Source organism: Rhodococcus sp. JVH1, from assembly GCF_000280725.2.
Lineage (GTDB): Bacteria > Actinomycetota > Actinomycetes > Mycobacteriales > Mycobacteriaceae > Rhodococcus_F > Rhodococcus_F jostii_A.
In genome coordinates this window covers 568,677-588,158 of the sequence record NZ_CP166290.1, presented here as the reverse complement: position 1 = coordinate 588,158, position 19,482 = coordinate 568,677, and the positions used below count along the sequence as shown (strand labels likewise).

The 19,482-nt window shown below is 64.6% G+C and carries 20 protein-coding genes; 13 read left to right on the top strand and 7 right to left on the bottom strand.

Annotated features, from left to right (window positions below):
- Nucleotides 1-18 precede the first annotated feature (18 nt).
- Both JVH1_RS40275 and JVH1_RS40270 read right to left on the bottom strand, forming a co-directional pair.
- On the bottom strand, nt 19-321 hold the full coding sequence (locus JVH1_RS40275) for an SDR family oxidoreductase (RefSeq protein WP_009472428.1): 303 nt from the start codon (nt 319-321) through the stop codon (nt 19-21).
- A gap of 23 nt (nt 322-344) precedes the next feature.
- On the bottom strand, nt 345-809 hold the full coding sequence (locus tag JVH1_RS40270; protein ID WP_009472429.1) for an SDR family NAD(P)-dependent oxidoreductase: 465 nt from the start codon (nt 807-809) through the stop codon (nt 345-347).
- A gap of 454 nt (nt 810-1,263) precedes the next feature.
- Between JVH1_RS40270 and JVH1_RS40265 the strand changes: the two genes are divergently transcribed.
- The 4 genes from JVH1_RS40265 to JVH1_RS40250 all read left to right on the top strand — a co-directional run bounded on the left by JVH1_RS40265 (nt 1,264) and on the right by JVH1_RS40250 (nt 5,990).
- On the top strand, nt 1,264-2,100 hold the full coding sequence (locus JVH1_RS40265) for a mycofactocin-coupled SDR family oxidoreductase (protein ID WP_009472431.1): 837 nt from the start codon (nt 1,264-1,266) through the stop codon (nt 2,098-2,100).
- A gap of 73 nt (nt 2,101-2,173) precedes the next feature.
- On the top strand, nt 2,174-3,676 hold the full coding sequence (locus JVH1_RS40260) for an aldehyde dehydrogenase family protein (RefSeq protein ID WP_009472432.1): 1,503 nt from the start codon (nt 2,174-2,176) through the stop codon (nt 3,674-3,676).
- Between the two features lie 14 nt (nt 3,677-3,690).
- On the top strand, nt 3,691-5,256 hold the full coding sequence (locus JVH1_RS40255; RefSeq protein ID WP_009472433.1) for an AMP-binding protein: 1,566 nt from the start codon (nt 3,691-3,693) through the stop codon (nt 5,254-5,256).
- A complete protein-coding gene (locus tag JVH1_RS40250; protein WP_043777170.1) occupies nt 5,253-5,990 on the top strand; it encodes an alpha/beta fold hydrolase in 738 nt (245 codons plus the stop codon). The genes JVH1_RS40255 and JVH1_RS40250 overlap by 4 nt, the downstream gene beginning before the upstream one ends.
- Before the next feature lie 61 nt (nt 5,991-6,051).
- Here the strand turns inward: JVH1_RS40250 and JVH1_RS40245 are convergent, their stop codons facing one another.
- Complete coding sequence (locus tag JVH1_RS40245) at nt 6,052-6,846, bottom strand: SDR family NAD(P)-dependent oxidoreductase (RefSeq protein WP_051033614.1); 795 nt, start codon at nt 6,844-6,846, stop codon at nt 6,052-6,054.
- Between the two features lie 45 nt (nt 6,847-6,891).
- Here JVH1_RS40245 and JVH1_RS40240 point away from each other — a divergent pair, with 45 nt between their 5' ends.
- From JVH1_RS40240 to JVH1_RS40220, 5 genes are all read left to right on the top strand, one after another.
- Nucleotides 6,892-7,557, top strand: coding sequence for a TetR/AcrR family transcriptional regulator (locus tag JVH1_RS40240; RefSeq protein ID WP_009472436.1), 666 nt, complete (start codon nt 6,892-6,894; stop codon nt 7,555-7,557).
- Nucleotides 7,558-7,730: 173 nt separating this feature from the next.
- Nucleotides 7,731-8,549: an SDR family NAD(P)-dependent oxidoreductase gene (locus JVH1_RS40235; protein WP_237735055.1), complete on the top strand. Its 819-nt coding sequence runs from the start codon at nt 7,731-7,733 to the stop codon at nt 8,547-8,549.
- A 218-nt stretch (nt 8,550-8,767) separates the two neighbouring features.
- On the top strand, nt 8,768-9,994 hold the full coding sequence (locus tag JVH1_RS40230) for an amidohydrolase family protein (RefSeq protein WP_009472438.1): 1,227 nt from the start codon (nt 8,768-8,770) through the stop codon (nt 9,992-9,994).
- 12 nt (nt 9,995-10,006) lie between these two features.
- The gene (locus tag JVH1_RS40225; RefSeq protein WP_005569386.1) at nt 10,007-10,225 is read left to right on the top strand and encodes a hypothetical protein; all 219 of its coding nucleotides are present in this window, start codon (nt 10,007-10,009) and stop codon (nt 10,223-10,225) included.
- 101 nt (nt 10,226-10,326) lie between these two features.
- The gene (locus tag JVH1_RS40220) at nt 10,327-11,121 is read left to right on the top strand and encodes an SDR family NAD(P)-dependent oxidoreductase (protein WP_009472439.1); all 795 of its coding nucleotides are present in this window, start codon (nt 10,327-10,329) and stop codon (nt 11,119-11,121) included.
- A gap of 28 nt (nt 11,122-11,149) precedes the next feature.
- On the opposite strand, the gene JVH1_RS40215 is transcribed toward JVH1_RS40220, so the two are convergent.
- Nucleotides 11,150-11,788, bottom strand: a complete 639-nt coding sequence (locus tag JVH1_RS40215; RefSeq protein WP_051033615.1) for a cysteine hydrolase — start codon at nt 11,786-11,788, stop codon at nt 11,150-11,152.
- Nucleotides 11,789-12,039: 251 nt separating this feature from the next.
- Between JVH1_RS40215 and JVH1_RS40210 the strand changes: the two genes are divergently transcribed.
- From JVH1_RS40210 to JVH1_RS40195, 4 genes are read left to right on the top strand one after another with little or no spacing between them, the layout of a single operon-like run.
- The gene (locus JVH1_RS40210) at nt 12,040-13,293 is read left to right on the top strand and encodes a cytochrome P450 (protein WP_009472441.1); all 1,254 of its coding nucleotides are present in this window, start codon (nt 12,040-12,042) and stop codon (nt 13,291-13,293) included.
- A 23-nt stretch (nt 13,294-13,316) separates the two neighbouring features.
- Nucleotides 13,317-14,141: an enoyl-CoA hydratase/isomerase family protein gene (locus JVH1_RS40205; protein ID WP_009472442.1), complete on the top strand. Its 825-nt coding sequence runs from the start codon at nt 13,317-13,319 to the stop codon at nt 14,139-14,141.
- 5 nt (nt 14,142-14,146) lie between these two features.
- Complete coding sequence (locus tag JVH1_RS40200; RefSeq protein ID WP_051033619.1) at nt 14,147-14,587, top strand: Zn-ribbon domain-containing OB-fold protein; 441 nt, start codon at nt 14,147-14,149, stop codon at nt 14,585-14,587.
- Between the two features lie 39 nt (nt 14,588-14,626).
- Nucleotides 14,627-15,550 carry an SDR family NAD(P)-dependent oxidoreductase gene (locus JVH1_RS40195; RefSeq protein ID WP_009472444.1) on the top strand — a complete coding sequence of 308 codons (924 nt, stop codon included), beginning with the start codon at nt 14,627-14,629 and terminating at the stop codon, nt 15,548-15,550.
- Nucleotides 15,551-15,610: 60 nt separating this feature from the next.
- On the opposite strand, the gene JVH1_RS40190 is transcribed toward JVH1_RS40195, so the two are convergent.
- From JVH1_RS40190 to JVH1_RS40180, 3 genes are read right to left on the bottom strand one after another with little or no spacing between them, the layout of a single operon-like run.
- The gene (locus JVH1_RS40190) at nt 15,611-17,743 is read right to left on the bottom strand and encodes an acyl-CoA dehydrogenase (protein ID WP_009472445.1); all 2,133 of its coding nucleotides are present in this window, start codon (nt 17,741-17,743) and stop codon (nt 15,611-15,613) included.
- 27 nt (nt 17,744-17,770) lie between these two features.
- Nucleotides 17,771-18,604, bottom strand: a complete 834-nt coding sequence (locus JVH1_RS40185; protein WP_009472446.1) for an enoyl-CoA hydratase — start codon at nt 18,602-18,604, stop codon at nt 17,771-17,773.
- The gene (locus JVH1_RS40180) at nt 18,591-19,352 is read right to left on the bottom strand and encodes a FadR/GntR family transcriptional regulator (RefSeq protein WP_009472447.1); all 762 of its coding nucleotides are present in this window, start codon (nt 19,350-19,352) and stop codon (nt 18,591-18,593) included. The genes JVH1_RS40185 and JVH1_RS40180 overlap by 14 nt, the downstream gene beginning before the upstream one ends.
- Nucleotides 19,353-19,482: the final 130 nt, after the last annotated feature.

Below are 19,482 nucleotides of genomic sequence, written 5' to 3'. Positions count from 1 at the left end.
CGGCGGCGGCCGGGCCCTTCAGAAGTCCGTGCCGCCGTCGATGTTCACCAAGGCACCGGTCATATAGCCGGCTCGCGGTGACAGGAGGAACGCAACGAGTTCGCCGACCTCGTCGGGCTGTCCGGGCCTGCCCAGCGCCGCCTCGAGGCCCCACTCCTCCACCATCACCCGTTCCAGCGCTTCCTCGTACGGGTATCCCCGTTCCCGCGCCACGTGGGCACGGATCGCCCGCAACGCGTCCGTCTCGATGGCCCCCGGGCAGATGCAGTTCGCGCGAATGCCCTTGCTGCCATACGCCTTCGCGATCCCCTTGGTGAACACCGCGACGGAACCTTTCAGTGATGCTACGGCAGTCGCACGAGTTCGGGAGAGCGCACCGAGTACGCCGCCGTCGTCGCGATCGTGCCTCGGGTGGAGGTGAGATCGGGTAGTGCGGCCTCGACCGTCCGCGTCGTGCCCAGCACGACGTCGCGGAGGGCCCCGATCCACATCTCCTCGGGTGATTCGATCGGCTCCTTCCCGAGGATGCCGGTGGTCACCGCCACCCCGTCCAGGCGGCCGAGGAGTTCGACGGCCTCTGCCACCGCCTCTTCGGCCTGGCCGGCGACGCCGACGTCGAACGACAGTCCGTACGCACGTGCGGCGCCGGCTTCGCGAATCTCGGCGGCCGCGTGCTCCGCGCGCGCTGCGTCACGCCCCACCACAACGACCGAGGCGCCGTCGCCGGCGAGGGCGCGGGCCGACGCGAGCCCCATCCCGGCAGTTCCACCGACGACGAGATAGCCCTTGCCGCGAACGAGAAGATCCATGTGTTCCACGCTTCCTTGATGTGAGCCCAACCGTCCGGTGATGACAGCATCGTCAGAACAATTCGGCCCTGGAGGAGACCGCCCTCTCGGGTCGGGGATCGGTTCGGGATCCGCGCGGGCCTGTCGCCGGGTCCCGCATCGACGGAGCGGCGGGATCGCCGTTGCAGCCTCGAGGAGTTTCGGGTTGCCGACATAGGCGAGTTCGACCTGGTGAAGCTCCGAATCGCACCATTGACATGTGAACGACGTCACAATAATGTGCGTTGTGTCAGATGCGGATCCCGCTTCGGAGTTAGGTGTTCGTTTCTTCCGGAATCGAGGCTGCACGGGCGCGCTGGGTGCACCGGCGGGAGCTGCGTCCGATGAGCAGGATGTCTGATCGCTGCTGCATCCGCGCGCAACCAGGCGCTGTCGAGGCAAGCATCGTCACCCGAGACGTCGATCGAGGAGAGTCGTGAACCGAGTTGAAGGCAAGATCGCTTTTGTGACCGGAGCCGCGCGGGGGCAGGGACGAAGCCATGCTTTGAACCTTGCTCAGGAAGGCGCCGACATCATCGCCTTCGATCTGTGTGAGGACATCGAGACGAACGAGTACCCGCTGTCGACCGAGGAAGATCTTGCGCACACGGTCAAGCTGGTGGAAGCCGAAGGTCGGCGCGTCGTGTCGGCGAAGGTGGACGTGCGTGATCGCGTCGGACTGGAGAAGGCTCTGGCGCAAGCCGTTGCGGAACTGGGCGGTCTCGACATCGTCGTCGCGAACGCCGGAATCTGTCCGCTCGGCAAAGACATCCCGATGCAGGGTTTCGTCGACTCGTTCGACGTCGACTTCCTCGGCGTCGTGAACTCGATCCACGGTGCCCTACCACACCTGAGCGACGGCGGCTCGATCATCGCCACCGGTTCGCTCGCGGCCCTCATGCCTGCCGGTTTGACCAGCCCGGGAGGAACCGGGTACGGACTGGCCAAACGGATGATCCCGCAATACGTACGCACCGTGGCACATCTGCTGGCAGCCAGAGGCATCCGGGCCAACACGATTCATCCTTCCAATTGCAACACCGATATGTTGCAGAGCCCCCCGATGTACAAGATGTTCCGCGACGACCTCGACAATCCCACTCTCGACGACGTCAAAGACGGTTTCGCGAGCATGCACCCCATCCCGACGCCGTGGGTGGAACCTGCCGACATCTCTAGCCTCGTGGTCTACCTCGCGTCGGACGAATCCCGCTTCGTCACGGGTCAGGAGGTGCGGGTGGATGCCGGCGCCGGACTGGCTCTCGGACTCTGATCACCACGCTCGACTTCGCCATCGGCAACCGTGCTGCGACGGCGTCGCGGCCCCACACGAAAGAAGTACGTCAATGGGATCTTCAGTCAACGCCCCGGTGAGCGCGCCGACATTGTCGCTCGCCGAACCGCGGATGCTGATCGGCGGTGAGTTGGTCGAGGCGCTCTCCGGCCGAGTGTTCGAGAACATAGACCCCGCAACGGAAGACGTTCTCGGCGTCACCGCGGACGGATCGACGGAGGACGCCGATCGCGCCGTGAGCGCCGCGCGCCGCGCATTCGACACGACCGACTGGTCGACGAACTCGTCCCTGCGAAGCCGGGTGCTGCGGCAGCTCGCCGACGCGATGGACGAGCGCCGAGCGGATCTCGGCGAGGTCGTCACGGCCGAGGCGGGCGCTCCCATGGCCCTGCACGACATGATGCAGATCGGTCCCGGAATAGAATCGCTGCGGTGGATGGCGGATCTCGCCGACACCTACGAATACGAGAAGCAGTTCCCCACCCGCGTTGCGCTGGGCACCTCGACGGCGCCGCTGGTCCGGAAGGAAGCGGCGGGAGTGGTCGCGGCGATCACCGCCTGGAACTATCCGTTTTTCCTGAACATGGTCAAGCTGTCCGCCGCACTTGCAGCCGGGTGCACTGTGGTGCTCAAACCCGCACCCGACACCCCGTGGTCCGCGACGATGATCGGAAAGCTCGCCGCCGAGTACACCGACATGCCCGCCGGAGTGCTCAACGTCGTTACGTCGTCCGACAACGCCGTCGGTGAGGCACTCACCACGGATCCGCGGGTCGACGTCGTCACGTTCACCGGGTCGACGGCTACGGGGCGCAAGATCCTTGCCGCCGGCGCACCGACGGTGAAGCGCACCCTTCTCGAGCTCGGCGGCAAGTCCGCTGCAATCGTTCTCGAAGATGCAGACATGCAGGCAGCCATCGGTCAGGTCGCCGGTTCGGTCTGCTCGCACGCCGGTCAGGGCTGCGCACTGACCACGCGTCTGCTGCTTCCGCGTTCTCGCTACGACGAAGGGCTGCAGGTCGCCCAGGCGGTCATGTCCGCGATGGTGCCCGGGGATCCGAAAGACCCGTCGACATTCATCGGTCCGGTGATCAATGCGGTTCAGCTCGAACGTGTTCTCGGGTACATCGAACTCGGCAGGATCGAGGGGCGGATCGTCTTCGGAGGGGGCCGGGCGGAGAATCACGATCGCGGCTTCTTCGTGAATCCGACGCTCATTGCGGATGTTGCCCCCGACGCGCGGATCGCCCAGGAGGAAATCTTCGGTCCGGTACTCGTCGTCATTCCCTACGAGACCGAGGACGAGGCGATCGATATCGCGAACAACTCGTTGTACGGCCTGTCCGGCTCGGTGTTCGGCGGCGATGTCGCCCGTGCGACAGACGTGGCCAGGAGAGTCCGGACCGGCACGATTTCCGTGAACGGTGCCGCGTTCCTCGCCGACGACGTCCCGTTCGGTGGGTATCGCCACAGCGGTCTGGGACGGGAGCACGGCGTCGAAGGCTTCGAGGAGTTCCTCGAGAGCAAGACCATCGGCATTCCGGCGACAGCGTGACAGGGGGCCCATCGATGGCGGAACCGTCGACGGTCCGAGAACCTGTGTGCACACCCGACTGGTGGGCGGACCGCGACCCGTCGCGCCCGGCGGTGGTCGTGCCCGGCGGCGAGACGCTGACCTACGGCGAACTCGCTGCGAAATCGCGCTGGCTGGAACGGGACTGGATCTCGAAGGGAATCTCACCCGGGGATCGCGTGGCCGTCGTCATGGAGAACCGCACCGACTATGTCGTCGTCGCGATCGCGGCGCTGCGATGCGGCGTCCGGTTGGTAGCGGTGAACGTTCACCTGACGCGGGCAGAGGCCGTTCACGTCATCTACGACTCGGACGCCCGGCTGATCGTCGCCAGCGAGCGGTTTGCTGATCTGGTGGCCGAGGCGGCGGGTGCGTCGCCCGCAGTGGAGGCGGTGCAGATCGTCGGCGAAGTCCGCGACGGGTACGAGGGTCTGTACGACGGCGTGGAATCCGACCCTGCCCCTGCAACACGACCCAGTGCTGATAAGGCGGTGCGCCAGGGCGCCTTCATGTTCTACTCCTCGGGGACCACCGGAAAACCCAAGGGAATTCTGCGGGAGATGCCCGACGTGTCGTTCGAGCAGGGCGATCCGCTGACGGCCAACTTCCCGCACACATGGGGGTTCGACCAGGACTCGGTGTGGTTGAACTCGGCCCCGCTCTATCACGCGTATCCGTTGCAGACCTGCACGTCCGTGGTCAGGTGGGGCGGAACGCTGGTTCTGACCGAGAAGTTCGATGCCGAGGAGAGTCTTCGGATCGTCGAGGAATTCGGCGTCACGCACACCAGCATGGTTCCCACCATGTTCGTTCGCTTCCTGCGCTTGCCCGCGGACGTTCGGCGGCGCTACGACGTCTCGTCGATCCGGTTGGCGATTCATGCCGGCGCCGCCTGCCCGGTGCCTGTGAAGCGCGCGATGATGGAATGGTGGGGGCCGGTGCTCTACGAGTTCTACGGCGGCAGCGAGAACATCGGCATGGTCCTCATCACGCCGGACGAGTGGCTCGCGCATCCCGGTTCCGTGGGTCGGCCGGCACCCGGAACCATATCGGTGCTCGGTGAAGACCACGCGCCGGTGGCCCCGTACGAGCGGGGAACCATCTGGTTCGACCATGCCCCCGATTTCAGCTACCACCACTCACCGGAGAAGACCGCGGGTGTCTTCGACGCGGACGGGCGCGCGACGCTCGGCGATCTCGGTTACCTGGACGAGGACGGCTACCTGTACCTCGACGGCAGACGCACCGATCTCATCATTTCCGGGGGAGTCAACATCTACCCCGCCGAGATCGAGTCTCGGCTGGTCGAGCATCCCGCGGTGTTCGATGTCGCGGTGATCGGTGTTCCGGACGAGGAATACGGCCAGCGGGTCGAAGCCTTCGTGCAACTAGACAGCGGCGTTGCGGGCGACGCGGAGTTGGAGCGTGAGCTCCTCGAATTCTGCCGGAAGGAACTTGCGTCCTTCAAGTGCCCGAGATCGGTGACCTTCGAGGAGTCGCTACCGCGGACTCCGGCCGGAAAGCTACTCAAACGCGTGTTGATGGGAAGGGTCTGGACATGACAGCAGTGAACGACGCGGTGGTACTGATCCACGGCGGGCAGCACACGAGCGAGTGCTGGGACCCCACCGTCACGGCGCTGAGAGAGCTCCGGCCGGATGTGACGGTACTCGCCGTGGACCTACCGGGCCGGGGGTCGAAGCCTGCCGCCCTGTCCGAGGTCGGTATCGCCGAGTGTGTTCGCTCGGTGGTGGCTGACATCGATGCGGCCGGATTGTCCGCGGTGGTGCTGATTGCGCATTCGATGGGCGGCGTCACGATGCCCGGAGTGGCAGCGGCGCTGGGAAAGGAGCGTGTCCGCCGGATGGTCTTCGTGGCCGCTGCGGCGCCGCCTAACGGAATGTCGATTCTCGACGACCTCATGGGTGAACTTCAGGAAGACGTCCGGGAGCGCGTCGACGCTCCGGCGGAGTCGCCTCCCTTTCCCCGTGAGACGGTGGAATCGCTGTTCTGCAACGGGATGACCGAAGCGCAGACGGACTTCGTCGTGCGGTGCATGTGCCCGGAGAGCAACCTCCTCGCCACGCAGAAAGTCGATCGCAGCGACATGCCGCCGTCGATTCCGCGGACCTGGGTGCTCACACTGCAGGATCAGGCGGTGCCGCCGGACCAGCAGCGGCAACACGTCGACAATCTCGGGGGAGTCGACGAGATCGTCGAGATCGACACCTGTCACGACGTTATGGTGAGTGAACCGGAGATTCTCGCGAAGATCCTGATCGATCGCCTAGTCTGATTCGAGTGATGCGCAGAAGCACCGGGGCGTAACGCCTCGGTGCACCTGCGCGTCCGGCGGATCAGGGAATGCCGCCGTCGGACCGTACGATGGTTCCGGACGTGTAGCTGGACGCGTCGCTGGCGAGGAAGAGTGCAGCACCGACGATTTCGGCGGGATTTCCGATCCGCTCAAGATGCAGGCGTGAGGCCATCCTGTTCGTGTGCTGCATGTCCCAGGCGGCGGCGATGTCGGTCAGATACTGGCCGGGCATCAATGTGTTCACCCGGACCTCGGGTCCGAGCAGTTCGGCATACCCCTCGGTCATGGCGTTGAGGCCGTTCTTGGCAGCGGCGTAGGGAATGATCGAGCCCATCGGCCGCAGCGATCCGGTGCTGCTGACGTTGATGACGCTGCCCGAGCCGCGTTCCTTCATGCGGGTTCCCACCAGCTGGGTCAGTCGGAAGGGGCCCTTGAGGTTGAGATTGAGGACGCTGTCGTACATCTTCTCGGTGACGTCGGTGACCTTGTCGTACACGGGCGACATCCCGGCGTTGTTCACCAGCACGTCCACCTTGCCGAACTTCGCGTACGCGGCCTCGACCAAGCCTTCGATCTCGTCCCAGCGGCCCATGTGGCAGCTGTAGGCGAGGGCATCCCGCCCGGTCGTCGACCTGATCTCGTCCGCGACTTCCTCGCACTTCTCGAGATTTCGGCTCGCGACGACGACGTCCGCCCCTGCCCGTGCGAACGCCACACTCATTTCCCGGCCCATTCCGCGACTACCACCGGTGACCAGCGCGACCTTGCCCTCGAGGCTGAACAAGTCGAATGGCGACGGAAGGTCTCCCTTCGTGTGAACAGGGGTGTCGTCCATACTGGAAGCCATACGTCTCCTCAAAACAGAATCGGATTACTCGAGATGCAGAACGATACATCAGAGTCGCAGTCACGGGCAGGGGTCAGTCGCGCCGCGCAGGCGGCTGCCCGACGAACCGCACGTCAGCGCCAATCGGCCGAGGACGAGATCGAGCGTCTGCTCGAGGTGACGCTGGAGCTGATCGAGAAGTCCGCGCCTGCAATGCCTTCCGTGTCGGCGATCGTCGCAGCCGCGGGAATTTCGAATCAGACTCTGTATCGATCCTTTCCGAGCAAGGACGATCTGATTCTCGCCGTCCTCGAGAAGGGTGTCCATCGGGTGGCCGACTACATCACCGCACGCATGGCCGGTGTCGACGAACCGCGCGAGCAGATTCTCGTGTGGACGCGCGGAGTCCTACGGCAAGTCAGTCACAGCGACGCTGCGCAGACCAGCCGTTCGGTGCTCGAGCACCTCGAGAAGGCCGGCTCGTCGACTCAGGAGGACGGGGGTCAGGACGAACTGCTGAAGCCGGTGACAAGTCTGCTCGCTGCCCCGTTGCAGGCACTCGGATCCGACCCGGTCCTCGACGGTGCCTGCATCTCCGACCTGGTGCTCGGGGCGATGCGCCGGCATCTCTGGAAATCAACCGCGCCCTCTCCCGACGAGATCGAATGGATCGGGCGGTTCGTCCTCGGCGGGCTGAATGCGAACAACCGAGACGGATAGACAGACGTTCGGCCGGTTGACAAGTGGCGCCTGATCGCAGAGGTTGGGACGACACCCGGTGGTGACGTGTGAGCTCCCATCCGGTGTCCTCCATTCACCGGCCGAACGTGTCGTTGCTCCAGCGCATTGACAATGCAGCGACGGTCGCGGCCGAACTCCAGGAAGGCTCAGACATGTCGACTGGCATCCCTTGTCTCGACGGAACCATCTCCATCGTCACCGGAGGGGCTTCGGGTATCGGCTTCGCGATCGCCGAAGAGTTGATCGCCGAGGGTTCGACGGTGGTGATGGCCGATGTCGAGGCCGCCGCCCTGGCGCGAGCAGGCGCCGCTCTCGGCGTCGACACCGTGCTCGCTGACGTGAGTAGTGCCGACGACGTTCAGCGAGTGGCAGACGAGGTGGTTCGTTGGCACGGGCGCATCGATATTGCTGTCAACAACGCCGGAATCGCGCGCGTAGCACCGTTCGACGAGTTGACGCTGGACGACTTCCGTTGGGTGCTGGACGTCAACCTGTGGGGCGTGATCCACGGGATGAAGTCGTTTCTACCCGTGATCGAACAGACCTCGCAGCGCGGATACATCGTCAACACCGCGTCCATCGCCGGTCTGCGCACCGCAGCTGGCCTCGGCGCCTATGCCGTGTCGAAATTCGGCGTCGTCGCGTTGACGGAGACCGTGGGTATGGAACTCGACGCGAGAGGCTCGCACGTCGGTGTGGGGGTACTGCTTCCCTCAATGGTGCGGTCCAATATCGCGGCAAGTGAGCGGAACCGTCCGGGCGCGGTTCCCCGCGGCGCGGGCGGTTCGGGTGCATCGACACGGGTACCGGTTGCAGCAATGGGCGCGGACGTCGTCGGTCGCCTGGTCGTGGCGGCGATCAAGCGGGGCGAGCGATACATCGTCAGTCATCCCGAGACGCTCGAATCCGTCCGCGCCCGGCACCGTGGCATCGAGGACGCGTATGCCGTATTTCCGTACAACCAGGAATGAGTACAGACCGTCAGATACTGATGGAAAGTCCTCTCTGCCGGATTCGTGTACGAAGCGCCGGTGTGGGTCGGAACTGCGAATAGAATCCAGATATCGCGGGATATCTTGACACTTGTGACGGCGATCACTAGCGTACGAAGCGTCAGATAATCGGCATAGACCGCGGGCAGGGACTGACGCGCTACCCGGATCGTGCCATTGTTCGAGTAGGAGTAGCAGTGCCGCTTCAAGACCATATGCAATTGATCTCCGTAGACGACCATTTGATCGAGCCCCCGAACCTGTGGACCGATCGCCTGCCCAAGAAGTTCCACGAGCAGGGCCCGCGGATCGTCGAGATGGACATGAGCCAGAGCCACGGCGACGAGGGTTTGTCGGCCGCTCTCCTCGATGCCGCCCGCCAGGGAGACTCCGCCCCGAGGGAGAAGAAGCTCGCTCAGGTGTGGTCGTACGAGGGCCGGATCTATCCGAACATCGGCCTCAATGCGGTGGCGGGCAAGAAGCCGCAGGAATACGGGATGGATCCCACCCGGTACTCCGACATGCTGCCGGGGTGTTACGACCCGAAGGCGCGGGTGGCGGACATGGATATCGACGGCGTGCAGGCTGCGTTGTGCTTCCCGTCCTTCCCGCGGTTCTCCGGCACCGTCTTCCTCGAAGCCGAGGACAAGGAACTTGCACTGCTCTCGGTGAAGGCGTGGAACGACTTTCACCTCGACGAATGGTGCGCTGCATACCCGGACCGGTTCATCCCGATGATCATTCTGCCGCTGTGGGATCCGCAGGAGGCAGCCAAGGAGATCTACCGGTGCGCGGAGAAGGGGGCGAAGGCGATCACGTTCCCCGAGAACACCGTCGGGCTCGGGTTGCCGTCGTTCTACACCGATTTCTGGGATCCGGTCTTCCGTGCCGCGGAGGAGACGAAGATGCCGCTGTGCATGCATTTCGGCTCCTCGGGTAAGGCGCCGATCACCTCTCCGGAGGCGCCGATGGCGGTGATGATCGCGCTCTTCGGTACCAACTCGATGGATGCGACCGCGGATCTGTTGTTCTCGCCGGTGTTCTACAAGTTCCCGAATCTGAAGGTTGCGCTCTCGGAGGGTGGTATCGGGTGGATGCCGTACCTGCTCGAGCGGATCGATCTGACGTGGGAGAAGCACCGCTGGTATCAGAACGTGAACAAGGAAGTGCGTCCGTCGGATCTGTTCCGCGAGCATATGTACGGTTGCTTCATCGACGACTTCGAGGGTGTCGCCCGGCGTGACAAGATCGGTATCGACAACATCATGTGGGAGTGCGACTACCCGCATTCGGATTCGAACTGGCCCAACAGTCGGCAGTACACCACGAAACTGCTCCAGGATGTTCCCGATGGCGACGCGCACAAGATCGTCGAACTGAACGCCCGCAGGCTCTACAACTTCCCCCGCATCGACAGAAAGTGACGGGATCCGATCATGGCCCACGAGAAGGACATCGACGCGGCAGACTGGACCGACCAGGATCTCCTGACCCGCGACGAAGCCGGTGAACGCCTCGACGACGAGATCGAGACGACACGCAACCGGCTCACCGAGTTGAAATCCCAGTCCGGCGAAGACCCGAATCATGCCTCCGCTCTGGACATGGTCACTCGCCGCCTGGCGGCCATGGAGAATCTTCGCGATTCTCTGTAGATCGCGCTCAGGCCGTTCCGGTTCCACCGGAACGGCCTTCTGCGTCTCGGGCGCGCGTTCGAGACTTCGACGACACACACACGGTAAAAGGGAGCACGGGCATGGGAGCACGACTCGAAGGAAAGGTGGCGTTGGTCACCGGCTCGACCAGAGGTATCGGCCGTTCGATCGCGGAACTCTTCGCATCGGAGGGGGCGAAGGTGGCGGTCACCGGCCGCACCGCGGACCGCGGCCGGAAAGTGGTCGACCGAATCCGGGACGCCGGTGGTGAAGCGGAGTTCTTCCCGCTTGACGTCACGTCGGAGGACAGTGTGCGCGACGTGGTGGCAGCTACCGCAGCGCATTTCGGCACTCTCACGACACTGGTGAACAACGCTGCGCCCACCGATGCGGTCGCGAGTACCGTCAAGCCGCTGCACGAGTACTCCACGGACGAGTGGCAGCGAATCATGACGGGAACGTTGACGGGCAACGTGTTCTGGGCATCGAAGTACGCGTGGCCCCACCTTGCGCGTGCGGAGGGTGCCTCGATTCTCAACATCTCCTCGGGACAGTCTCTCGCCGGCTTCAAGGGCTTCGGGGCGTATGGTGCCGCAAAGGCCGGAGTGAACAGCCTGACCCGATCACTGGCGGTGGAGGGCAGTGCCGACGGTATTCGGGCCAACTGCATCCTCGTGGGACGGGTGGTGTCGTCGCGGGGCGACTCGGGTCATCACACCGGTGGTGGACGCTTGACTCGTATCGGAAATCCGATGGATATCGCTCATGCCGCAACCTGGTTGGTCTCGGACGAGGCGGCGTTTTCCACCGGCGCGTTGGTGACGATCGACGGCGGATTCTCGATCAACGGTGACGCCGCCACCGATGCCGAGAATCTGGCCTCGGTGGCGGGCTGAACCTTCTGGCAGGGCAGGGCAGGGCAGGTCAGTTCGGTAGCCGGTCGATCACGTCCGCTGCCGAACTGACCCGTGTCAACACGGTGAGCAGATTCGCCACCATGAAGGTGTGTACCTCGTCCGACGAACCCGCCGTACAGTCCTCTGCGAGGATGACATCGTAGCCGCGATTCACGGCTTCGAGGGCAAGTCCCGGAAGTGCGATGTTCGTGGAAACGCCTGCCAGCACCAGGGTTGCCACCTTCTGCAACCGCAGCATCGCGTCGAGGTTCGTTCCGTAGAATGCCGTCAGTCCGGTGGCTCGACTGCTCACGATGTCGCTCGGTTCGGGGCCCAGTTCGTGCGGGATCTCGACATCGATACTGCCCGTGCTCATCCCGCGGCTCCGCAGTGCCATCGTCCCGAGATACGAGTTGGGCAGCATCCCCTTCTGGTCCTGGCGATGTTCGATGACGCAGTGGAACACAGGCAGACCGCGAGCGCGGAAAGCCTGCGCAAGCTGCGCTGTGCGTGGCACCACGCCGCGTCGCGCGACCTCGTGTGCAAGTCCCGGCGAGACCGACCTCCCGGGTTCCAGAATCCCGTGCTGGCATTCGCTGATGACCAGCGCCGCTGAACTGATCGGCCGGGGAAGGGCTCGAGATGGTTGCGATGACTGGGGCGACACGTCGACTCCGTTCGAGAATGAATAGTACTCAAGGTGACGATATAGCCAGTTGCTACTCGGCGATAGTCAAACAGTGTGTATAAACGTGCTGGTAGTGGTAGTTGCCAATTGGTGACACTAATGCCAGAATCGGGTGAGCGAGTAACCCGGGTCACAGAGTGGGGTGCGCGACCATCCCAGTCCGACTCGGCCGTCGGCCGAAGGTGCCGTGCGGCGCGGGTCCCCACTTACGAAGAATCGAGGCGGTGCCAATGATTGAAACCGACGAGGTCGCGTCCACTCCACTGAACGACCTCACGTGGTGGCAGAACGGGGCGGCAGAACGTGATGCGTTGTTCGCAGGCCTGCGCCGCGACAATCCGCGTGCATTCGTCCCGCTGCCGGGCCGGGCGGGTGACGGAGAGAAGGGCTTCTGGGCCCTGACCCGTCACGCGGACGTGCTCGAGGTCAGCCGCCGGCCCGACGATTTCTGCTCGGGTGAGGGTACGCAGATCTTCGATCAGCCGCAGAAGCTCCGCGAGTATCGCGGCTCGATCATCGACATGGACAACCCCGAGCATGCCCGCATGCGCAAGATCGTCTCCCGTGGTTTCACGAACAAGAGCCTCGAGGGTATCCGGAGCGAGGTCGAGACCACCGTCCGGGAGATCCTCGACGAAATGCCGTCATCGGGGGAGTGCGACTTCGTGAGCGACTTCGCGGCATTGCTGCCGCTCCGCATCATCGACAATCTCCTGGGCATACCTCGTGAGCACGAGAAGTTCATTCTCGAGGCCACCAACACCATTCTCGGTGCGAGCGATGCAGAGTACATCGAGGATCAATCCGCGGCCGGTATCGGCAAGGCCGTGACCGCGGCCAGCGAAGGGCTCATCGACCTACTGCGATCGCTGTCGGAAGAGCGAATCGCACATCCCAAGGACGACCTGATCACCAAACTCGTGGCGGCGGAGGGCGAGAATCTCACTCCCCAGGAGATGGCCAAGTTCTTCATTCTGCTCGTGGGCGCGGGCAACGAGACGACCCGCAACGTCATCACACACGGCCTTTTCGTACTCACGAGAAATCCAGACCAGCGCGACATTTGGATGGCGGACTACGACAGCCTGGCGCCGGCAGCCATCGAGGAATTGCTGCGGTGGGCCAGTCCCGTAGTGCACATGCGCCGCACGGTGACGCGAGACGGTGTCCGTCTGGGAGAGCAGGTGTTTTCTCAGGGCGACAAGGTGGTGTTGTGGTACAACTCCGCCAATCGTGACGAGTCCGTGTTCGTAGATCCGTTCACATTCGATATTTCCCGTAACCCCAATCCGCATCTCGCGTTCGGTGCTCCCGGACCGCATTTCTGCCTGGGTGCACACCTCGCGCGACTCGAACTCGACGTCGCGTTCCGGGAACTGTTCCGGCGGTACCCGGACATTCGGGCAGTGGGGGAGCCTGCGGTGCTGCGGTCGAACTTCTTGAACGGCATCAAACATCTCGACGCGCAGTACACAGTCAAGTGACGACAATTCGCGAGGAGACATCAGTGACCGAGACGATCGCCGAGCGGGACCTCGGCACATCCGTTCTGCACCGGGTCGAACACGGGGTTATGACGATCACCTTGAACCGACCGTATGCGGCCAACGCCATCAGGCCTGACGACCGCGACCTGCTGATCGAGTTGTTCGCCGACGCGGATGTGAATACCGATGTCCGCGTGGTCCTGCTGAAAGCGAACGGACGGCACTTCTGCGCAGGCGCAGACGTGGTGAAACTCGCTGACGGGCATGCGAAGAACGTCAAACGTGTGACCACACCGATGCGCACGATCATGAACGGAGCGCAACGCCTGGTGGCATCAGTGCTCGATTGCGGCAAGCCGGTGGTCACTGTCGTACAGGGTGCCGCTGCAGGCATCGGGGCTCACCTCGCCTACGCGTCGGACCTGGTGATCGCGACCGAGCAGGCCTACTTCGCAGAGTCCTTCGTCAAGCGCGGGTTGGTGGTGGACGGCGGCGGCGCGTACCTGCTGCCGCGCAGGATCGGCATGCAGAAGGCCAAGGAGATGGTCTTCTTCGGTGAGAAGCTTCCGGCTCGGGAGGCACTGTCTCTGGGCCTGGTCAACCGCGTCGTTCCGGTGGATGAACTGGATACGGCGGTGGACGATTTCGTCGGTCGACTGGCTGCTGCGCCGACCAGTGCGATCGCGCTGACGAAACGACTCTTCAACAACTCGCCGGACGGTGATCGCGCCAGCGCCTTCACCGAGGAGGCCATGGCGCAGGAGATCCAGTCCTACTCGCACGATGCGGGCGAGGGCGTACGTGCGTTCGTGGAGAAGCGCTCCGCGGAGTTCGTGGGGTGGTGACCAGCATGACTGACAAGACTGCCGCAGCCCCGGCAGAGAAGCCGCGCGCCGACATCCCGACCATCGAGAACGAGAGTCGCCCGTACTGGGCCGCAGCGAAGGAGGGCCGTCTCCTCATCGCACAATGTAACGCCTGCGGGAAAGTCCACCATTATCCGCGTCCATTCTGCCCGTCCTGCTGGAGTGAGGACGTGGTCCAGGTGGAGGCGAGCGGGCGAGGAACCCTCTACACCTATTCCACCGTCTACGTCAATGATCTGCATCCGTTCAAAGGCAGGCTGCCCTACGTCGCGGCGATCGTAGAACTCGAGGAAGGGCCGCGACTGATGACCAACATCGAAGGTTGCGAACCCTCCGATCTCGAAGTGGGGATGCCCGTGCAGGTGGACTTTCGGGCGATCACCGAAGACATCGATGCCACGGTGTTCCGTCCTGCCGGTGTGTAGACGCACGGGCCATTCGACAATTGCAAGGAGACACACACAATGAGCGGATTGCTCGACGGTAAGGTTGCGCTGGTCACGGGTTCGGGTCACGGCATCGGTCGTGGGCACGCCCTGGAACTTGCCAAGCACGGCGCGACGGTGATCGTCAACGACCTCGGGACCTCGATCGACGGGGAGGGCACCGGAAAAGTCGCCGACGAGGTCGTGCAGATCATCAAAGATCGCGGCGGCGAGGCAATTTCCGATTTCAGCGACATCGGCGACGAAGAACAGGTCGAAGGGCTGGTCGAACGTGCGTATTCGGAGCTCGGACGGCTCGACATCGTGGTCAACAACGCGGGCATCGTCCGTGACCGGGCGATCTGGAACATGAGCGCGGACGATTTCGATCTCGTCATGCGTGTGCATGTGCGAGGTAGCTGGCTGACCAGCCGCGCGGTGGCCCGCAAGTGGCGGGAGGAATCCAAGGCGTCGGGTTCCAAGGTCTACGGCCGGATCATCAACACCACGTCCGGTGCCGGCCTGCTCGGACACTTCGGCCAATCGAACTACGGTGCTGCCAAGGCTGCCATCGTCGGTCTGACCCAGACGCTCAGCCTCGAGCTCGCGTCGATCGGTGCGACGGTCAACGCGATCAGCCCCGGTGGCCGCACTCGGATGTCCGCCACCATGGCCGGCGCCGACGCCCCGATCGAACCGGACGAGCGCGGCGAGGACGAGTTCGATCCGAAGGATCCGTCTCTCGGCTCACCCGTGGTCGCGTGGCTCGCCAGCCCGGAGGCGGGGCATGTGAGCGGGCAGGTAATCAAGGCGCTCGGCGAGAACATTCAGTGGCTCCAGGGCTGGACACCGGTCTCCACGGTCTCCAACGGCGGGAAGCGCTGGGATGCGAACAAGCTCGGCGCAGTCATGGGCACGGACGTGTTCCGGACCCGGGCCGCAGGACTGCGATTGGGCGGATAGCCGCAGAGTCGACGCTGATGATCGGCCTCGGTCCCTCGGGACCGAGGCCGATCACGTGTTTCAGGTCAGTATCGGGTCTCGGGGAAGTCCCAGGATGCGTTCGGCGATGTGATTGCGCATCACCTCGGAGCTGCCCCCGGCGATCGTGAGGCAGCGGGCGAACAGATACGACTCCTCTACCACCGGAAGCTCGCCGGTCGTTGCGGCCAACCCGCCCAGACGCATACCGAGGTCCGTGATCTTCTGGGAGTGTTCGGCTTTGACGAGCTTGGACAGGGCTGCTTCCGGGCCGGGGTCCGCCCCCTGGACAGCGCGTGAGGCCTGTCGGAGGTTGAGCAGTCGGAGCGCGTGGCCTTCGGCCAGCAGTTCACCGACCTCGCGGAGGTCCTCGTTCGTGGCCATTGCGAGAAGATCGGTCGCGGCGAGAGGAACGGATCCCGCACCGGCTCCGATCGACACTCTCTCGTTGCCGAACGTCGCTCGCGCGACCTTCCACCCTGCTCCTACCTCGCCGAGAACGTCGGAATCCGGAACGAAGACCTCGTCGAGAAATACCTCGTTGAAGCCGGCCTGACCGTTGAGTTCGCGGATGGGGCGCACGTTGACACCCTCCGCTGCGAGATCGACGGCCATCATCGTGATGCCCGCGTGCTTTGGTGCCCGAGGGTCGGTACGGACGGTCGCGATTCCCCAATCGGATTCGTGGGCGAGGCTCGTCCAGATCTTCTGTCCGGTGACGCGCCACCCGCCCTCGACCCGGACCGCCGATGTGCGGATCGCGGCAGCGTCGGAGCCTGCCCCGGGCTCGCTGAAGAGCTGGCACCATTGCGTCTCTCCGAGCAGCACCGACTTCACCCACCGTCGCTGCTGGTCGGGGGTCCCCAACTCGGAGATGGTGAGAGCAATCCATCCAGTGATCGACAGGTCGGGAACCGGTGTGGTGCGGAACTCCTCTTCGACGACGAGTTGTTGGACCGGGTCGGCTGCCAGACCCCACGGCTTCTTCCAGTGCGGCACGAGGTATCCGCTGTCGACCAGGAACGCGCGCTGTCGATCCTCGGGGAGTGATTGCCATTGATCGCGGGCCTCTCGCGCCGCCGTCCGGTATTCCTGCGCCTCGGGCGGAAGGTCGAGCGTGAGGCGGGGCGTCGGGTCGGCGCGGTACCCCTCCGCGACTGCGTGTGCCGCACTACCGCATTCGGCGACGAAAGACTGGAGGGATTCGGCTCGGCGCAGGTACAGATGAGCATCGTGGTCCCACGTGAATCCGATACCGCCGTGCAACTGGATGTTCGTCCGAGCGCAGTGGATTTGGGCGCGGCGTGCGTATGTCGCGGCGACGGCTGCCGCGAGGCCGGCTCGGCCGGGGGCGGTGATGCGGGCAGCATCCCAGGTGGCGGCCACGGTGAGTTCGGCGTCGAGCAGCATGTTCGCGAGGTGGTGCTTCACGGCCTGGAATGTGCCGATCGGGCGGCCGAACTGAACTCGCTCGAGGGCGTACCGCTTCGACATCTCGACGCACGCCAGGGCACTGCCGAGGGCTTCGGCCGATGCCAGCGTGCGCAGCCGCGTCCGGGCCGCCGGCGCTGCACCGGGCAGGATGGTGACCGCCGACAGGGGGACCTTCCGTGCGGTCACACGCCCGATCTGCCGTGTGGGATCGAGTCCGGGCAGGATCTCCACGGCCAGACCGTCGGCGTCGGCGTCGACTACGAGGACGTCCTCGTGCGAGAGAAGGAGGAGAACGTCGGCGAAGCCAGGGGTGAGCACTCCCTCGGATCGGCCCTCGAGTCCCTGGTGGTCGACAACCCAGGTGCCACCCGAACCGAATCCCGCGACCAGGGAACCGTCGGCGAGTCCAGGAAGGAGCTTTTGTCTCAGTTCATCGGTTCCGTGGTCGCACAGAATCGCGGACGCCAGCACGGTGGGCAGGAACGGACCGGGCACCAGACCGTGCCCCGTCGCTTCGAGAACGACACACAACTCGGCGATGCCGTATCCGGAGCCTCCGTAACTGTCGGGCAGGTGCAGACCCATCCATCCGAGTTCGGCCATCGCCTCCCAGAACGGCGGGAGGGACTTGTTCGATGTGTCCAGCGACTCCCGGGCGGTGGCCAACGAACCGTGACGGGACAGGAAGGCCGTGGCGGCGTCGGCGAGTTGGCGGTGTTCGTCGGTGATTGCCAGAGCCATGGGTGGCTCCTTTCGATTCGGCCGATCCTATTCGGCGGGTGAGGAATTGCGTGCCTGCCCACGTCCGTGAGCGACGACGCCCGCCGTGCGCGCTGCGACAGCGGACGCGGCGGCCGACCAGGAGCGGTTCAGGGCGGCTTCCCGGTGGACGGCATCGGCGGTACCGTCGGCCGACACCGCGTCGTACAGTTGCCACACCGCGTCGAGTGTGGGCTTGTCGGCCGCCGAGAATGCGTCGGCCACGGCCCACCCACGGTCGGCCAGCTCGCGGTCGTCGACGATCTCGTTCACCAGGCCCCAGGACAGCGCGGTACGGGCGTCGATATAGCAGCCGGTGGCACTCATCTGGCGAGCACGACGAACTCCGACCGCCTCGGCGAGTCGAGCCGTCAGACCTCCACCAGGGACGATGCCCACCCGGCAATGGGTATCGGCGAATCGGGCGGACTCGCCCGCGATCAGGAAGTCGCATGCGAGAGCCAGCTCGAACCCTCCTGTCACTGCGGGGCCGCTGACGAGACCGATGACCGGCGTCACGAGTTCGGCGACGTAGGTGATGCAGTTGCCGTCCGTCGCTTCTGCGCCGTCGAAGCCGCTCTCGGCGAGATCCTTCAGGTCGACGCCAGAGCAGAAGGCTCCGCCGGCGCCGGTGAGCAGGACAACCGTGACGGTGGGATCGGCGTCGGACGCGCGGAGGGCGTGCACCAGTTCGGCGCTGAGGGATCTGCTCAACGCGTTGCGCACCCTCGGCCGGTTGAGTGTGAGCATGCGCACGCTGCCGCGTTGCTCGGCGACGACCAGGTTGCCGCTGTCCTCGTCGGGGCCGGATGTGCGGGGGATCGCGTTGTCACTGTCGGTCATCGCTCGTGGCCTTTGCTTCGGTATCGGTGAATGTCGGTGTCCTGTCCGCCGACACGGCCTGTCGCCGCGTCATGGCACGGATGCGTCGGCGCACGTTGCGCTGCGCGGCAACCGCGTCCCCCGCGATGATCGCGTCGACCAGTTCGACGTTCCGCTCGTGAATCCACCGACGTTCCGCCTCTGTCGGGCTGACGCCGTGGATGCGGGCAAGGTTGTTGCCGATGTGCATGAACAACTCGAGTACCGGATTACCTGTCAGGCGGGCGATCTCCGTGTGCACGGTGACAGCCTGCGCACGCAGGTCGTCCGAGCGGGTTTCCTCGGCCAGCACCTGACGGAGTCTGTCGACTCCCGCCGGATCGATCGTTGCGGACAACTGCGCTGCTGCGGCGGTCTCCAACGTTTCCATCGTCTCGAACAGGTCGGCGGCAGCAAAACCCGCGTACTCGAGGTACAGCGAGGCGTGGTCGAGCACAGCGGACCGCTCGGGTGCGGTCACGACGAGGCCGCCGCCCGGTCCGCGGCGGGGCTTCGCGACGTGCCGGCTCTCCAGAATCCGGCACGCTTCCCGGATGACCGAACGTCCCACTCCGAACCGTGCCATCAGGCTGGTCTCGGATCCGAGTGCCTCACCCACCCGCCACCCGGCTGCGACGATCTCGTCCTCGATCGCCCGCGCCACATCCGCGGCGCGGGGACGCGGTGGCCCCTCACTGGTGGACGCAGTCTCGTCATCTGGTCGTGCCATATACCCTCCTGGGCAATTCCGTGGACTGAATAGAAGGTATCTGCTCTAATCGTCAGAGGGAAGAGGCGAGACTCTCCCAATTACGTTGACCTAATACACTGCTCGGTCCGAGTAGAGTTGCCGTCTCCCG

Coding starts and splice junctions, on each gene's coding strand:
- JVH1_RS40270 (WP_009472429.1), bottom strand. CDS start 809: ATGGATCTTCTCGTTCGCGGCAAGGGCTATCTCGTCGTCGGTGGAACT.
- JVH1_RS40260 (WP_009472432.1), top strand. CDS start 2,174: ATGGGATCTTCAGTCAACGCCCCGGTGAGCGCGCCGACATTGTCGCTC.
- JVH1_RS40255 (WP_009472433.1), top strand. CDS start 3,691: ATGGCGGAACCGTCGACGGTCCGAGAACCTGTGTGCACACCCGACTGG.
- JVH1_RS40250 (WP_043777170.1), top strand. CDS start 5,253: ATGACAGCAGTGAACGACGCGGTGGTACTGATCCACGGCGGGCAGCAC.
- JVH1_RS40245 (WP_051033614.1), bottom strand. CDS start 6,846: ATGGACGACACCCCTGTTCACACGAAGGGAGACCTTCCGTCGCCATTC.
- JVH1_RS40240 (WP_009472436.1), top strand. CDS start 6,892: ATGCAGAACGATACATCAGAGTCGCAGTCACGGGCAGGGGTCAGTCGC.
- JVH1_RS40235 (WP_237735055.1), top strand. CDS start 7,731: ATGTCGACTGGCATCCCTTGTCTCGACGGAACCATCTCCATCGTCACC.
- JVH1_RS40225 (WP_005569386.1), top strand. CDS start 10,007: ATGGCCCACGAGAAGGACATCGACGCGGCAGACTGGACCGACCAGGAT.
- JVH1_RS40220 (WP_009472439.1), top strand. CDS start 10,327: ATGGGAGCACGACTCGAAGGAAAGGTGGCGTTGGTCACCGGCTCGACC.
- JVH1_RS40210 (WP_009472441.1), top strand. CDS start 12,040: ATGATTGAAACCGACGAGGTCGCGTCCACTCCACTGAACGACCTCACG.
- JVH1_RS40200 (WP_051033619.1), top strand. CDS start 14,147: ATGACTGACAAGACTGCCGCAGCCCCGGCAGAGAAGCCGCGCGCCGAC.
- JVH1_RS40195 (WP_009472444.1), top strand. CDS start 14,627: ATGAGCGGATTGCTCGACGGTAAGGTTGCGCTGGTCACGGGTTCGGGT.
- JVH1_RS40190 (WP_009472445.1), bottom strand. CDS start 17,743: ATGGCTCTGGCAATCACCGACGAACACCGCCAACTCGCCGACGCCGCC.
- JVH1_RS40185 (WP_009472446.1), bottom strand. CDS start 18,604: ATGACCGACAGTGACAACGCGATCCCCCGCACATCCGGCCCCGACGAG.
- JVH1_RS40180 (WP_009472447.1), bottom strand. CDS start 19,352: ATGGCACGACCAGATGACGAGACTGCGTCCACCAGTGAGGGGCCACCG.